General features: G+C 42.1%; 12 protein-coding genes and 1 riboswitch. Of the genes, 1 reads left to right on the top strand and 11 read right to left on the bottom strand.

Going from position 1 to position 12,836, the window contains the following annotated elements:
- Positions 1–3: 3 nt before the first annotated feature.
- The 4 genes from EL244_RS05415 to EL244_RS05400 are packed head-to-tail and all read right to left on the bottom strand — an operon-like array spanning position 4 to position 3,239.
- Positions 4–354 (bottom strand): cupin domain-containing protein, encoded by a 351-nt coding sequence (locus EL244_RS05415; RefSeq protein ID WP_006812713.1) that lies wholly within the window; start codon positions 352–354, stop codon positions 4–6.
- Positions 355–401: 47 nt separating this feature from the next.
- On the bottom strand, positions 402–1,142 hold the full coding sequence (locus tag EL244_RS05410; RefSeq protein ID WP_006812714.1) for an ABC transporter ATP-binding protein: 741 nt from the start codon (positions 1,140–1,142) through the stop codon (positions 402–404).
- Positions 1,139–2,158, bottom strand: a complete 1,020-nt coding sequence (locus EL244_RS05405; RefSeq protein ID WP_006812715.1) for a FecCD family ABC transporter permease — start codon at positions 2,156–2,158, stop codon at positions 1,139–1,141. Before EL244_RS05405 ends, EL244_RS05410 begins: the two co-directional genes overlap by 4 nt.
- Positions 2,151–3,239, bottom strand: coding sequence for an ABC transporter substrate-binding protein (locus EL244_RS05400; RefSeq protein ID WP_006812716.1), 1,089 nt, complete (start codon positions 3,237–3,239; stop codon positions 2,151–2,153). The genes EL244_RS05405 and EL244_RS05400 overlap by 8 nt, the downstream gene beginning before the upstream one ends.
- Before the next feature lie 95 nt (positions 3,240–3,334).
- Between EL244_RS05400 and EL244_RS05395 the strand changes: the two genes are divergently transcribed.
- Entirely contained in the window at positions 3,335–4,051 is a 717-nt protein-coding gene (locus tag EL244_RS05395; protein WP_126459296.1) for a Crp/Fnr family transcriptional regulator, read from the top strand.
- 39 nt (positions 4,052–4,090) lie between these two features.
- Here the strand turns inward: EL244_RS05395 and EL244_RS05390 are convergent, their stop codons facing one another.
- The 7 genes from EL244_RS05390 to EL244_RS05360 all read right to left on the bottom strand — a co-directional run bounded on the left by EL244_RS05390 (position 4,091) and on the right by EL244_RS05360 (position 12,772).
- Positions 4,091–6,139, bottom strand: a complete 2,049-nt coding sequence (locus EL244_RS05390) for a TonB-dependent receptor family protein (protein ID WP_223844773.1) — start codon at positions 6,137–6,139, stop codon at positions 4,091–4,093.
- Between the two features lie 285 nt (positions 6,140–6,424).
- Positions 6,425–7,132: a Bax inhibitor-1/YccA family protein gene (locus EL244_RS05385; protein ID WP_126459290.1), complete on the bottom strand. Its 708-nt coding sequence runs from the start codon at positions 7,130–7,132 to the stop codon at positions 6,425–6,427.
- Positions 7,133–7,284: 152 nt separating this feature from the next.
- Positions 7,285–7,737 carry a molybdopterin synthase catalytic subunit MoaE gene (gene moaE / locus EL244_RS05380; protein ID WP_006812721.1) on the bottom strand — a complete coding sequence of 151 codons (453 nt, stop codon included), beginning with the start codon at positions 7,735–7,737 and terminating at the stop codon, positions 7,285–7,287.
- 2 nt (positions 7,738–7,739) lie between these two features.
- Complete coding sequence (gene moaD, locus EL244_RS05375) at positions 7,740–7,973, bottom strand: molybdopterin synthase sulfur carrier subunit (protein ID WP_126459287.1); 234 nt, start codon at positions 7,971–7,973, stop codon at positions 7,740–7,742.
- A 10-nt stretch (positions 7,974–7,983) separates the two neighbouring features.
- Entirely contained in the window at positions 7,984–8,460 is a 477-nt protein-coding gene (moaC, locus tag EL244_RS05370) for a cyclic pyranopterin monophosphate synthase MoaC (RefSeq protein ID WP_126459284.1), read from the bottom strand.
- Between the two features lie 26 nt (positions 8,461–8,486).
- Entirely contained in the window at positions 8,487–9,467 is a 981-nt protein-coding gene (gene moaA, locus EL244_RS05365; RefSeq protein ID WP_126459281.1) for a GTP 3',8-cyclase MoaA, read from the bottom strand.
- A riboswitch (molybdenum cofactor riboswitch) is annotated at positions 9,457–9,596 on the bottom strand. Its footprint overlaps the gene before it by 11 nt.
- A 518-nt stretch (positions 9,597–10,114) precedes the next feature.
- Positions 10,115–12,772, bottom strand: coding sequence for a TonB-dependent hemoglobin/transferrin/lactoferrin family receptor (locus EL244_RS05360; protein ID WP_126459279.1), 2,658 nt, complete (start codon positions 12,770–12,772; stop codon positions 10,115–10,117).
- Positions 12,773–12,836: the final 64 nt, after the last annotated feature.

Below are 12,836 nucleotides of genomic sequence, written 5' to 3'. Positions count from 1 at the left end.
AAACTAATGGTTACACTCATGATTCGGTTCACGCAACATCACCAACAGCATTTTGGCGGGCTCAGGCGCATCAACAGCATGAGGAATATTCGCTGGCATTCTGACTATAGTTCCCGGTTTAGCTGTCACCAATTCACCGTTAATCGTCAGCAACAAACTACCCTCAACAACCATCACAATGGCATCAAAAGGAGCACTATGTTCAGATAATGCCTGACCTTTATCAAAGGCAAATAAAGTCATATTTCCCCCGCCATTTTTAGCTAAAACTCGGCTGGCAATCCCTTGTTCGGTATAGTTAATTAGTGTGCTGATAGTTAAGGCTTCAGCAGGCGTTATTGTGTTATCGCTCATAATTTCACATTCCTTAATGCTATTGATTGTTTATGCTCATTCAAAAATTATCTAAACAGTGGAACAACCCCTTGTATCTCTCTGCTTTGCTCATGAATGGGCATAATTGCCACCGGTAATTGGTAGAGTTGAGAAAGGTTTTGTTCCGTTAAAATGTGTTGAGATTCACCAAATAAACAGTGCCCTTCGTTAAACAGTAATAACGAATGGTCAGCAATATGCAGAGCATGCTGTGGATAGTGGCTAGTAAATAAAATGGTCATTTCACGGTGTTGGGCTAAATCACGTAACGTACTAAGAACATTATCTTGATTGGCTAAATCCAATGCAGAGGTAGGCTCATCCAAAATTAAAATTTGAGGTTCGCTGGCAAGTGCCCTGGCTATCATGACCATTTGCTTTTCACCGCCACTCAATCGATTAAATTGTTGGCTGGCAAAACGACGTAGACCTAAATAATCCAAGCATTGCTCAACAATTTGATTATCGCGTTCACTGGGTGAAGCATACCAAGGTAGATGGCGAATACGCCCTAGGCTCACCATAGTACGTACAGAGTAATGAAACAAAGAGCCTGTAAGTTGTGGCACATACGCAACGGGAGCATTTAGAGATACCTGACCTTGCATGCCTTTTTGTAACCCCAACAATAACCGCAATAAAGTGGTTTTCCCTCTCCCATTGGGACCCAAAATAGCCCCAATACTCCCTTTAGGCTGATTGAAACTTAAATCAGTGAATAACTGACGCTGACCTATCGAAAAATTGAGATGTTTTACGTCAATCATAAATCAGCCACCTTTTTATTAAGCGCATGAATTAAAATCGCAAAAATAGGCGCTCCAATTAAAGCCGTGATGACGCTGAGTGGAATTTCTGCATTGGTAATACTCCGAGCAAAGGTATCTACACCAATCATATAAATCCCACCAATCACAGCACTGGCAGGCAACAAAATACGGTGATCATGCCCCACTACAATTCGCGCAATATGGGGAACAATTAACCCTACCCACCCAATAGTGCCAGATACTGCGACTGTAGCGCTGGTGATCAATGTGACACTGAGTAACACTGCCCAACGCGTCCGATTGATTTTCATGCCTAAAGCCTGTGCATTTTCTTCTCCTAGTGACAGCACATTAATACGAAAGCGCAAAGCAAAAATAATCAATATCGAAAACAAAACAACTGGCAGTACAATCATGAGCTTTAGATAAGAAGCGCTAGCAAAGCTCCCCATCAACCAAAAAACAATGGTTTGCAGCGTGTTATTAGGGTCTGCAAAATAGGTAATCAATGAAATGAGTGCAGCAAAAAAGGCATTGATAATGACGCCTGCGAGGATCAACATCAGTAGCGGGCTTCCTTGGCGATTCATACCTAATAAAAAAACCAACATAATCGCCACCAACCCACCAATAAAAGCAAATGAGATAGTTATCAATAGTGAGGAAAACAGTAAAATAGCTAAAGCTCCGCCTAACGCAGCGCCAGAAGAAACACCAATAATTTGCGGCCCGACAAGAGGATTACGGAAGATACCTTGTAAAGCGGCTCCCGCAACGGCAAGACCAGCCCCCGCAATACCGGCAATCAAAACTCGTGGTAATCGAACGCTCAGCACCACATTTTGTTCCGTACGGCTATAATTTCCCCCGCTTTCGTTCCCTAAAATTGCATCATAGAGAATATGAAATACAGAAGAAAATGAGACCGGATAACGCCCAAGACTCAACGCCAACAAAAATATAAAAAGGAAACACATCCCAAAAGTCATCCAGAGCATATAAGGACTACGCATTTGGCTTACCCATCAGAGAAAGGTAATGCAGGCTATTTTTATTTAGCTCAATCTGTAAAATCCCATCGATTTGATCTTCCGTGACGTGATAACCATAAAGCTGCTGATAACGTTGACGAATTTCTTCGCGTAAAGGAATATTGGTGGTTTCAGGGTGAAACACCATTGATAGCCATTGCCAGTACAATGGGGTTTCTTGGTTTGGTGCATCCCAAATAAACCCGCCAATCGGCAGTTTATAAACTCGTTGATTTTTAACTGCGGTAACGTCACTCAACATTGGGTTACCATATACATCCGCAGGGGATAAACCTTCTTCAAAATTACCGAGTAAAATGATATCGGGATCCCAAAGTAGGATTTGCTCAATATTCAGTGTTCTTGGACCCGTTAAATCCCGATTTAAGCTCACCCCTCCCGCTAATGCAAAATCGGCATTGTTGTGAGATGTTGAACCAAACGTTTGAATACTTTGATTAAAGTGGGACAGATAAAGAACTTTAGGTTGCTCTGATTCAGGAATTTTCGCTGTAGTAGCGGAAAGCGTGTTCACCACTTGTTGGCGCCACAGGATCATTTCATTGGCTTTTTCGTTATGCCCTAAAGTTTGTCCCATTAATCGGATCCACTCTTGGGTATAACTTTCTTGCCCATAACCGAGTGTTGCAACAGTCAGCCCCGCATCTCGCATCGGGGAAATAATATCGTCGCCTCTATGCCCCCATTGCCATACTAAATCAGGCTCAACATTGAGCAATGCTTCAATATTCGGTGTGAAATTATTACCAACAACATTCGAATTAACCTGTAACACAGGAGAAAACATCTTTCCAAGCATTCCTTCCTGAGCTGCAACTTTGGCAAAGGGGTGCATACCGACTAATTTTTCACTACTTTCATCCATACCCACTAGCATTGACGCCGCAGGAATGGGGATCACAACAATACGTTTTGCAGGGGCAGATAAATGAATTTTATCACCGGACATATCCGTAAAATCAACTGCTTGAGATGCACTCGCATTAACCACTAACCCGAACATAGAAAATGTTACTGCTATTTTAAAAACATTATTTATCATATGGTTATTCAACTCCCTGCCAATAACTTAATTGATAATGTGTATGATTATCATTTATACTCAAGCTATTCTAAGGTGCCTGAAGAGGATGACCTATGACATTTGTCAAAAATGTTTTTCCCTACACTCAATCGATCGAAGCGCTTATAAAATGCCCATTATTTTCCGGTATTGAAGAGCAAAAATTAGCGTTATTACTTGAAAATTGTGGCTATATTCAATTTAAAAGTGGCGAAATTGTGAGCTATGAAGGTGATACCTTTAAGTATTGCCCTTTAATTATCAATGGGCAGATGGAAGTGTATCGACACACTTATTTAGGTGAAGAAAAAATCTTTGGTTTATTTACAGGTGGGGAAATTGTGGCAATTGCCGCCGTTTTTATGCCACATAACCGTTATCCAATGAGCTTACGCGCAAAAACAGACGGGGACTCACTGCTACTGGATAAACGCGATATTTTGCAGCTCTGTCATGCTTGTCCACAGATTATGGAAAAATTACTTATGCGGTTTAGCACTAAACTGTATGAAAACATTAACCATATTGATTGGCTTACATCGAGTTCAGCAGAACAACGGCTTGCAGCTTACATTCTTGATTTAAAAAATAAGCAATTAACACCGAATATTATTTTACCGTTATCTCGAGGGCAACTAGCTGCAAAATTGGGGATGCGTTATGAAACCTTGAGTCGATTAGTCTCCAGCTGGCGCCAAAAAGGGTTTATTGATATCGAAAAAGATACAGTACGAATTAATAACGAAAATTACCTCACTCAACTGTCTATTTCTGCCCAGCGTCCTTTTTAGTGTTAGCGCATTATATTGAAATAATGCGCTAATTATCTGTTAGAAATTGAAAGTGACACCGCCGTTAACATTAAAACCCATACCAGGGAATAATGTGCTGTCCTTGGCTGTCACGGTTTGATTAGCCACCGATGTCGTTGCATAACGCTCATCCGTTAAGTTATCCATTGATAAATAAACGGACCATTGTTCCGTTGGCTTATAGCTGCCTTTTAGCCCTAAGACTGCATAATGTTTTCGTTTTTGAATATCGAGGTTGTTTTGGTGATCAACAGCCATATCTGTTGGCGCCCAATGAATATTAGGACCAAAACTCCAATCACCTAGCTCATATAACACTTCGGCGGCCACTATATTGCGAGGAATACCCGCGATGTAGTTGCCGTTATATTCCCCGCCCATAAAGCGGAAGTCATTGTAAGTCCAAGATGCGCGGTAGTTAATATCCCCAGGACCTGCGCCAATTCGTCCTGTAAGCCCAGCTTCAAATCCTTGATGACGGGTTTTAGCTGCATAATTAAACACACCAACGACAGTACCAGCACTATCATAGGTTGTAATGTATTCATCTTTAATTTGGCTACGATATAGAGCAAGATTCCATTTCAATCCTTCGGTCACCTCTCCTTCACCACCAATCTCATAAGTAATAGCCTTTTGTGGTGACAGTTTAGTCAATTTGCCATCACTGGAATTAATAATTTCCCAAAAAGTGGCGGGTTCTTCACTCGCACTAATATTAGCAAAATAGCGTTGGCTTTCCGTTGGGCGCCAAACAATACCTGCTTTTGGGGTCAAAAATGTCCAACTTTGGTCTAATGATATGGAACTTTGGCGTTTCTCTACATCACGGCGAGCATGGGTCGCTTTCACATCAAAATTGACGGTCACTGTTGGTGTAACATGTAAATCAACGCCTACGCTGCCATATATGTTTTCAGCATACCCATCATATTTACCTATTTTTTTCTTATCCGCTGGTGTCCCTTTTCGATTTTGCATTAAATCGGTTTGTAGCGTCATTTGATCCCACGCCACCGCTGTACGATAAGTCACTGGCTCAGTTTCTATATTATAAGTGAACTGCAATCCTTCACTGTGACTATGACTAAACCGGTAGTATGCAGGCGTCGTAAAATTGTCATGAGTACGGATGTGCCATACTCCCGCGCCAATTGCTTGGTTGCCGATTTGCCAGTCAGACCGGTTGGCTACTCGAAACTGCTCTACATTACGATGAGGATCTCGCAGCCAAACCATCGGGTAAACATCTGTTGGGTTATTGTTCAGTACTTCTTCAGAAACAGGACCTGCAACATCAAAACGTAAATCCGTCCAATTTAACCATGTGCGGTTTTCAAAATTATCCGTGACATAGCCAAAATTGCTACGTAATGTTTTTCGTTGAGATGAAGAATGTTTACGGTAGCCGTCAAAGTGGTCATAAGTAAAATTCACCCGCGCATCAAGTGATCCATCATCAGAAACACCCCCAAATGCAGTTTGTAGTCCTTCTCGCCCATAAGATCCATACTCATAGCGCAGTCGTCCCTGCTCATTTCGCCCTGTATAGGACAAAACATCCAGCTCGCCACCAAGGCTATTACTTTGTGGATTTAAGCTATTCGCTCCACGACGCACACTCACCATCCTTGCATCACGCATTTCCAATGTACTGATATGAAAACTACCATCAGCATCTGTTGCAGGTAGGCCATCTTGTAACAATAAAACGCCTCGAGCTAATGGCGCACTTTGTACCCCTGAGCCGCGAATATTTAGCCGAGGTTGATCAATACCACCAAAAAAGTTTTGGATCACTAATCCAGGTTGGTAATCTAACGCATCTTGTAATGTGGCAAGACGCGCGTCTTTTTCAATCATGACTAGATTGGTCCCTCCCGCCACTTTCTCAAGTTTTTCTTTTTCCTGTTGCTCTGTGGGTGTTAAACGACTGTGTCCCATTGACGAGTTCACAATCAGCGTATCTTGTTCCGTTGGCGCTGCTATCGAGAAAGTAAACGGGCTCAACCCCAAAATCAGAGCAGTACAATGAGCTAATTTATGCTGCTTTAGTGGATAAGACATATATTCACCCCAATAATAGTAATGGTTATCATTTTCATTTAGAGGCATAAAATAGTAGAAAAGAAACCATTTCCCTATGACATTTGTCAAAAGTGAAAATAATTTGAGTCAAATCCAAAATATAAATATCTGATGAAGATTAGGGCTTGTTAATCTAAAGGGATTTATTTGAAAGTTGATGAAAAAGAAGGGAAATATAAAATAAAAATCCCTCGCTAATAAACGAGGGATTTAGGTAAAAAAGACGGCGTAATACGGATGTATTCAGCCTACTTAACTCAAAGACTAGCGACGGTCACCGAAGATACGCAGTAACATCAGGAACAGGTTGATGAAGTCTAAATACAGAGATAACGCACCCATAATTGAGTATTTACGCATATTCTCTCTGTCATCTTGGTTGATTTGCTCGCCCATTTCTTTCAGCTTTTGAGTATCATACGCAGTCAGAGCAGCAAACAGTATAACGCCACCGTAAGTAATTACCCAGTACATCATTGAGCTTTGCAGCCAGATATTAACCAGCGAAGCCACAACTAAACCAATCAGCGCCATAAACAGGAAGTTACCCATACCTGTTAAGCTGCGTTTTGTAGTGTAGCCGTAGAAACTTAATGCACCGAACATAACCGCAGTAATAATGAAGGTTCCGACAACTGACTCACCCGTATATACCGCGAGGATCACGGAGATGGTTAAACCCGTCAGCAACGCGTACAGCATAAACATACCCGTTGCAATGGTACCGCTCATTTTCGGCAGTAAGAATGACAGACCCATCACTAAACCAAGTTCAGCAATGATCATTCCGAAAAATAGCACTTTGTTAGTTGCGATAGTGACAAATAAACCGCTGCTTAAAGAATACCAAGCAACAAAAGCCGTCAGCAATAATCCGACTGTCATCCAGCCGTATACTTGCGACATAAATGCCTGAACGCCAGTACTGGCATTCTGGACAAGAGAATCATTACGCTGATCAAATTGACCCATGATGGTTACCCTTCCATTGTAAGAAAAATCGACCCAGCAAAACCACCATTAAAGTAATCCATACTGTGATCGGACAAATTTATCCAAAGTCTATCACAATATTTTGACATTACCATTCGGCTTATTCGCATTTTTCGCCTAACTCCTTGAGACTACCAGCGGTTTGCCGATTCCTCATCACTCTGTTTGGCATCAACCCAACGTTCATTATCCGGTAACGTCTCTTTTTTCCAGAATGGTGCTTTAGTTTTCAAGTAATCCATAATAAATTCAGCGGCTTGAAATGCTGCGTCACGATGGGCACTGGTCACCCCAACAAACACAATTTCGTCGCCTGGCTGTAGTGTTCCCACACGGTGGATCACACTCACCCGCTGTAACGGCCAACGGGATCTAGACTGAGCCACAATATCGGCTAATGCTTTTTCGGTCATCCCAGGGTAGTGTTCTAAGGTTAACGCTGCCACACTGTCGCCCAGATTATGATTACGTACTTTTCCGGTAAAGGTGACTACCGCGCCATCACTGTCGCATTCGGCTAACCATTGGTATTGTTCACCAACGCTGAAATTCTCAGTCTGTACCGCAATGTGGGTCTGTTCCATGTTTAGCCTCCGGTTACCGGCGGGAAAAATGCCACTTCATCACCCGAGGTCAATGGATGTTCGCCAGAAACAAACGATTGATTCACTGCTGACAATAATTTTCCATCTTCTAAAGCTAATGCCCAGCGGTCACCTTTTTGTGTTAATGCCTCACGTAAAGACTCGACTGTCGGGTACTTCGCTTCCAGTTCTAAACGATCCGTACCAACTAACTCACGTACTTGAGCAAAAATAATACAGTAATCATTATTCCACCTTAAAATGTCCAGACTTACCGCCAGACTTTTCTAATAGACGTACCGGACCAATGACCATATCTTTTTGGATGGCTTTACACATGTCATAGATAGTTAATGCAGCCACTGATGCCGCCGTTAACGCTTCCATTTCGACACCGGTTTTTCCCGTTAAGCGGCAGCAAGTTTCGATGCGTACACGGTTATGAGCTTGTTCTGCCTCTAACATCACTTCCACTTTGGTCAATAGCAGTGGATGGCACAAGGGGATCAGCTGCCACGTATTTTTGGCGGCTTGGATACCTGCAATACGCGCCGTCGCAAATACATCCCCTTTATGGTGGCTACCATCGACGATCATCGCTAAGGTTTCTGGGTTCATGGTAATGCAAGCTTCTGCACGGGCTTCGCGGATAGTTTCCGCTTTAGCAGAAACATCAACCATATGCGCCTCGCCCGACGCATTAAGGTGAGTCAGTTGGGACATCATATCTCCTGAATATCAAAAAATTATTAGCCGCCGATAACGGATAAATTTGGGGTGATCCCGCTGTCGCCTTGATGAAGAAAATGCGTCTCACGTTTAGAACGCAAACCACTTTGAAGACGGGCTTTCAGTGCTTCGTTTTGATTATCATCGCCCAGTAGATCACGTAGTGGAATGCCATTTTCACCAAACAGACACAAATGTAGATTTCCCAAAGAAGAGACTCTTAATCGGTTACAACTTTGGCAAAAATCTTTCTCATACGGCATGATCAACCCAATTTCACCTTGATAGTCAGGGTGACTAAATACTTGGGCTGGACCATCACTGCGAGAACGAGGAAGCATGTACCAGCCTTCAGCAATCAGGCGGTCACGCACGGTTTCACCAGACACATGGTAACGCTGGAATAGGCTGCTGCCTTCTCCTGTTTCCATGAGCTCAATAAAACGCAATTGAATTGGACGATGCTTGATCCAATTGAGGAAGGATTTTAGGGCAATATCGTTGACATTCTTCATCAAGACCGCATTGACTTTGACCTTTTCAAAGCCAGCCTCAAAGGCTGCATCAATGCCTTGCATAACCTGAAAAAATTTATCTTGCCCAGTGATCGCTGCAAATTGACGAGGATCGAGACTGTCGACGCTGACATTCACCGCGTTCAGTCCGGCATCGCGCCATGTTTGTATATCACGCGCCATACGGTAGCCATTGGTGGTAACCGCGATTTTCTTAATCGATTGGTTTTCGCGGATAGCCGCAATGATATCACTGAAATCTTTCCGCATTGTCGGCTCACCACCCGTAATACGTACCTTTTCTGTGCCTAAATCGGCAAAAGCCCGGCTTACTCGACGGATTTCATCCAGCGTTAAAAATTCGTGGCGGCCACTTGGTTTATAACCATCAGGTAGGCAATATGTGCAACGGAAGTTGCATACATCGGTGATAGATAAACGAAGATAGTAAAATTTTCGGTCAAATTGATCGACAAGTTGCTGCATATTCACACCTTTCCAAATACGGGAGATGCAGACATTTCTATCTTGCACCCTGGCGACTCTGAGGTCACGGCCTGAACATCATATTCAGTGGCTGAACTTAGATGCAAAGGCTAGGAGTTTTACAGGAGCCTAGTAACTAAATTGAATTTAAATGGTTAAAAACATCATAGTCACTAGGTTCACTTATTTTCTGTAAGGATTTTAGCCTATTGCAAAGTAAAAAGCGAACTCGAATACGATATATATCTTATTATACAACGATTTGCGTTTTATAAACCGGAGTCTCAGAAGTCCTTATTATTATGGATAATTTTCTATTATTTTCTCTGGAATGATAGGGAGTTAAGTGTCAAATTGCTGTCAAAGTAACGTTAATTCAATGCACATTGTTTGTTGTAGATCACTTTTGTATAGAACCAAATTTCATTCACATCAATACGGTACATTGAGTTATCAAAATCCCGATAGACTCCAAAAGTAAGATAAAAAATGAAGTTAAATGACAGAAAGAAAGGTACGGGATGAATTGATTTCCAGCGAGTTCAAAAATGATTAGTGCCTGATAACATTTAATTTAATAAATCATACTCACCAAATTATCATTCCTAAATCGGTATGGAGAAATTCCCCATACCTTGATATCAGCATTAAAAACGATATTCAATGCCACCGCTAATCGTTCTTCCACGCCCTAACGTATTGGAAAGACTTTCGCCGTAGCTCACAACATAAGCCCTATTGGTTAAGTTTTCGACATTCCCCCGAATAATTAAATCATCGGTTAACGCGTAACTCGCATACAGATCCACCAATGTGTATTTAGGCCAGTCAGCCAAATAGGGCTGATTACTTTGTGCTGAATGGTCTTGGAATCCCGGTGTAAAGCGAATAATCATTCCGCCATCGAGTTTCCGATTAAAGGCGCGACCACCTAATGTGAAGGAACCTCTATCACCTGGTAAATTTGCAGCGCTACTAAATACTGCCGCGCCATCACAATTCACATGATCATTTTGTTGAACATCATCTTCTGCGTACCAATTTCCTGGGCGATTTTCTTTAGTAAATGTCTGAACACCCCCTAACCAAGCACGGCGAGCACAAAATTCATTTTTTCCTATCATATGAGTGAACGTTAAATCCGCATAAGCAAAGCCCGCATCATAATTAACTTGGTACTCAAAGCCCCTAAAACGGGTCGCTACAAGGTTATTGCTGTACGCCGCATTACCAATACTCGGACTCACCATTCCCGGTTTTGTTCGGTTAATCGCGAGATTGATATAGTTATCAACCCGCGTATCAAAATAGGCAACTTTGGCCAATAAACGGTCCTCTTCAAGCACTAAATTTGGATAGTTAACATTGACGCCAACCTCCCAAGAATTCGATCTTTCAGGTTTTAGATAAGGATTGGGGAATTGAGTGGATGAGCTGTGCGCACTTCCCGACGTTAATGTTTCCGTGATAGCGGGTGGACGCCAAGAGCGCCCATAGCTTGAATACAGTTCCAACCATTCGACGTTAGGCCGAATCGCTAACTTGATGTTGGGTGAAAATTCCCCTTGGGCATCATCCACATCCCAGACGCGATTAACTTCAACACTTTTACAATTACGTAGGCTTGATGCTTTGCATGGGTTGTCTTTTGTATAAGGAAAGACTCGATAGCGCATACTGGTCTGTCCTTTTAACTGATAATAATCATAACGCAGCCCACCTTCTAGAGTGAGCCAATCATCATGTTCATAGGTTAATGTGGCAAATAACGAGCTTAAGGAACGCTTACCGTCTGGTGTCACCCCATTTGCAGACACTTTGGTGGAATCACTGCTGGCCTTATCCTGAAAAGCTTCTAATCCATAGTGTGCTTTTAAAACATGGTTATAATTAAATTCAATTTCCGAGTGATTTTCTAACTGTAATCCTAGTGTTTTCACACGGGTATTCATTTGATAACCATTGTTAAAAACTTTACTGGTTGAGTAGGTTTGGGTGTCGTCATTAGTATCAACGAAATACACTTTTCCTTTTAATTCAACACTCCATGGGCTTTCGCTATATTGGCTATAATCCAGCGCGTAATTTTTTGTCGTCACATCACTAAACCCACTACTTTTCCAGCCTAATTTATACGGCCATGTTCCTGATAGATTGGTGAGTGTGCCTGCATTTGGTGTCGCAACTTTGGTTTCAAGGTAATTGAGTTGTAGACGCTGCGAGTCACCAAAATTCCAACCTGCTTTTGCCAAATAGGACGTCATTTGATAATTACTGTCCGTAATACGGCTATGCTTTAAGTCATGAACGAGTTGCTCATAATGCCCAGTTTCATTATTGATCCGAATATCGCCAATATCCCCATGCACACCCGGTTTATAGTCACCTAATCGACGTTCACTGGCAGCAAATAAAAGATCCGCCTGCTCATTTCCCAATGCTAACGCGGTACTGCCAATAAAATGGGTATTATTCGTTCCCGTACTCGCATGGATCTTCCCGCCAAATGTTTTATCTTTAGATAAAAAATCGGATGCACTAACCGTGTTGAATGTTGCGACGCCACCTAATGTGCCCCCACTCCCCATTCCGCTACTATTTCCCTTTTGAATCTCAACCCCAGAAAGAAGTTCTGAATCGATATACATGGTGCCATTACGCTGCCCATGACCACTTTTTTGGAAATTTTGGCGCATCCCATCAATATTCATATTAACCCGTCCATAATCTTGGATCCCACGAATATTGACAGACAGTGAGGGATCTTGCTGACTCACGCTAGAATAGACCCCAGTTGTTAACTCCAGCAAATCAGCGATGTGTTTTGGCGGTTTATCTTCAATCTGTTTTTTACTGATCACACTGACGGACGATGGAGTGCTATAAACCCAATCACCTTGTTGATGAGGCGCTGCAGTGACTGTAATTTTATCCAATACAATAACCGAATTATCATCAGCTGCTTTATTAACTCGTTGAATCGAGATTCGGTTTCCATCAATTTGATACAGAATAGGATTAGCGCCAATCAATTGGTTTAGCCCTTTTTGAATTGACATATTGCCCTGTATTTTTTGACTGTTCAGTCCATTAATCTCTTGGCTATCAATAAAAATCTCCATATTAGCTTGTTGGGCAAATTGGAGCAGAGCTGACTCAAGGGATTGAGCAGGAATAGAAAGTGAAGCTGTCTGGCTCAATTTATCTGCGTGCGCATAGTTAGAAAAAGAGATGGCGGGTAGCGCCATTAATGCAAGGTGAATCCCCAGTACTGCTTTTTTATAATCGAACTTTTTATTTGTCATTTCTCATCCTAAAAATGATAATGGTAATGAAAATCATAATCACTTAGATTAAGACGACAAATAA

Origin of the sequence: Providencia rustigianii, from assembly GCF_900637755.1 — a bacterium.
Lineage (GTDB): Bacteria > Pseudomonadota > Gammaproteobacteria > Enterobacterales > Enterobacteriaceae > Providencia > Providencia rustigianii.
This window is presented reverse-complemented; position numbering and strand designations above follow the sequence as displayed.

What these genes read in the sequence shown, in the direction of transcription:
- EL244_RS05400 (WP_006812716.1), bottom strand. Translation starts at nt 3,239, where the DNA reads ATGATAAATAATGTTTTTAAAATAGCAGTAACATTTTCTATGTTCGGG.
- EL244_RS05395 (WP_126459296.1), top strand. Translation starts at nt 3,335, where the DNA reads ATGACATTTGTCAAAAATGTTTTTCCCTACACTCAATCGATCGAAGCG.
- moaE (WP_006812721.1), bottom strand. Translation starts at nt 7,737, where the DNA reads ATGGAACAGACCCACATTGCGGTACAGACTGAGAATTTCAGCGTTGGT.
- EL244_RS05410 (WP_006812714.1), bottom strand. Translation starts at nt 1,142, where the DNA reads ATGATTGACGTAAAACATCTCAATTTTTCGATAGGTCAGCGTCAGTTA.
- EL244_RS05415 (WP_006812713.1), bottom strand. Translation starts at nt 354, where the DNA reads ATGAGCGATAACACAATAACGCCTGCTGAAGCCTTAACTATCAGCACA.
- EL244_RS05390 (WP_223844773.1), bottom strand. Translation starts at nt 6,139, where the DNA reads ATGTCTTATCCACTAAAGCAGCATAAATTAGCTCATTGTACTGCTCTG.
- EL244_RS05360 (WP_126459279.1), bottom strand. Translation starts at nt 12,772, where the DNA reads ATGACAAATAAAAAGTTCGATTATAAAAAAGCAGTACTGGGGATTCAC.
- moaA (WP_126459281.1), bottom strand. Translation starts at nt 9,467, where the DNA reads ATGCAGCAACTTGTCGATCAATTTGACCGAAAATTTTACTATCTTCGT.
- EL244_RS05385 (WP_126459290.1), bottom strand. Translation starts at nt 7,132, where the DNA reads ATGGGTCAATTTGATCAGCGTAATGATTCTCTTGTCCAGAATGCCAGT.
- EL244_RS05405 (WP_006812715.1), bottom strand. Translation starts at nt 2,158, where the DNA reads ATGCGTAGTCCTTATATGCTCTGGATGACTTTTGGGATGTGTTTCCTT.
- moaC (WP_126459284.1), bottom strand. Translation starts at nt 8,460, where the DNA reads ATGTCCCAACTGACTCACCTTAATGCGTCGGGCGAGGCGCATATGGTT.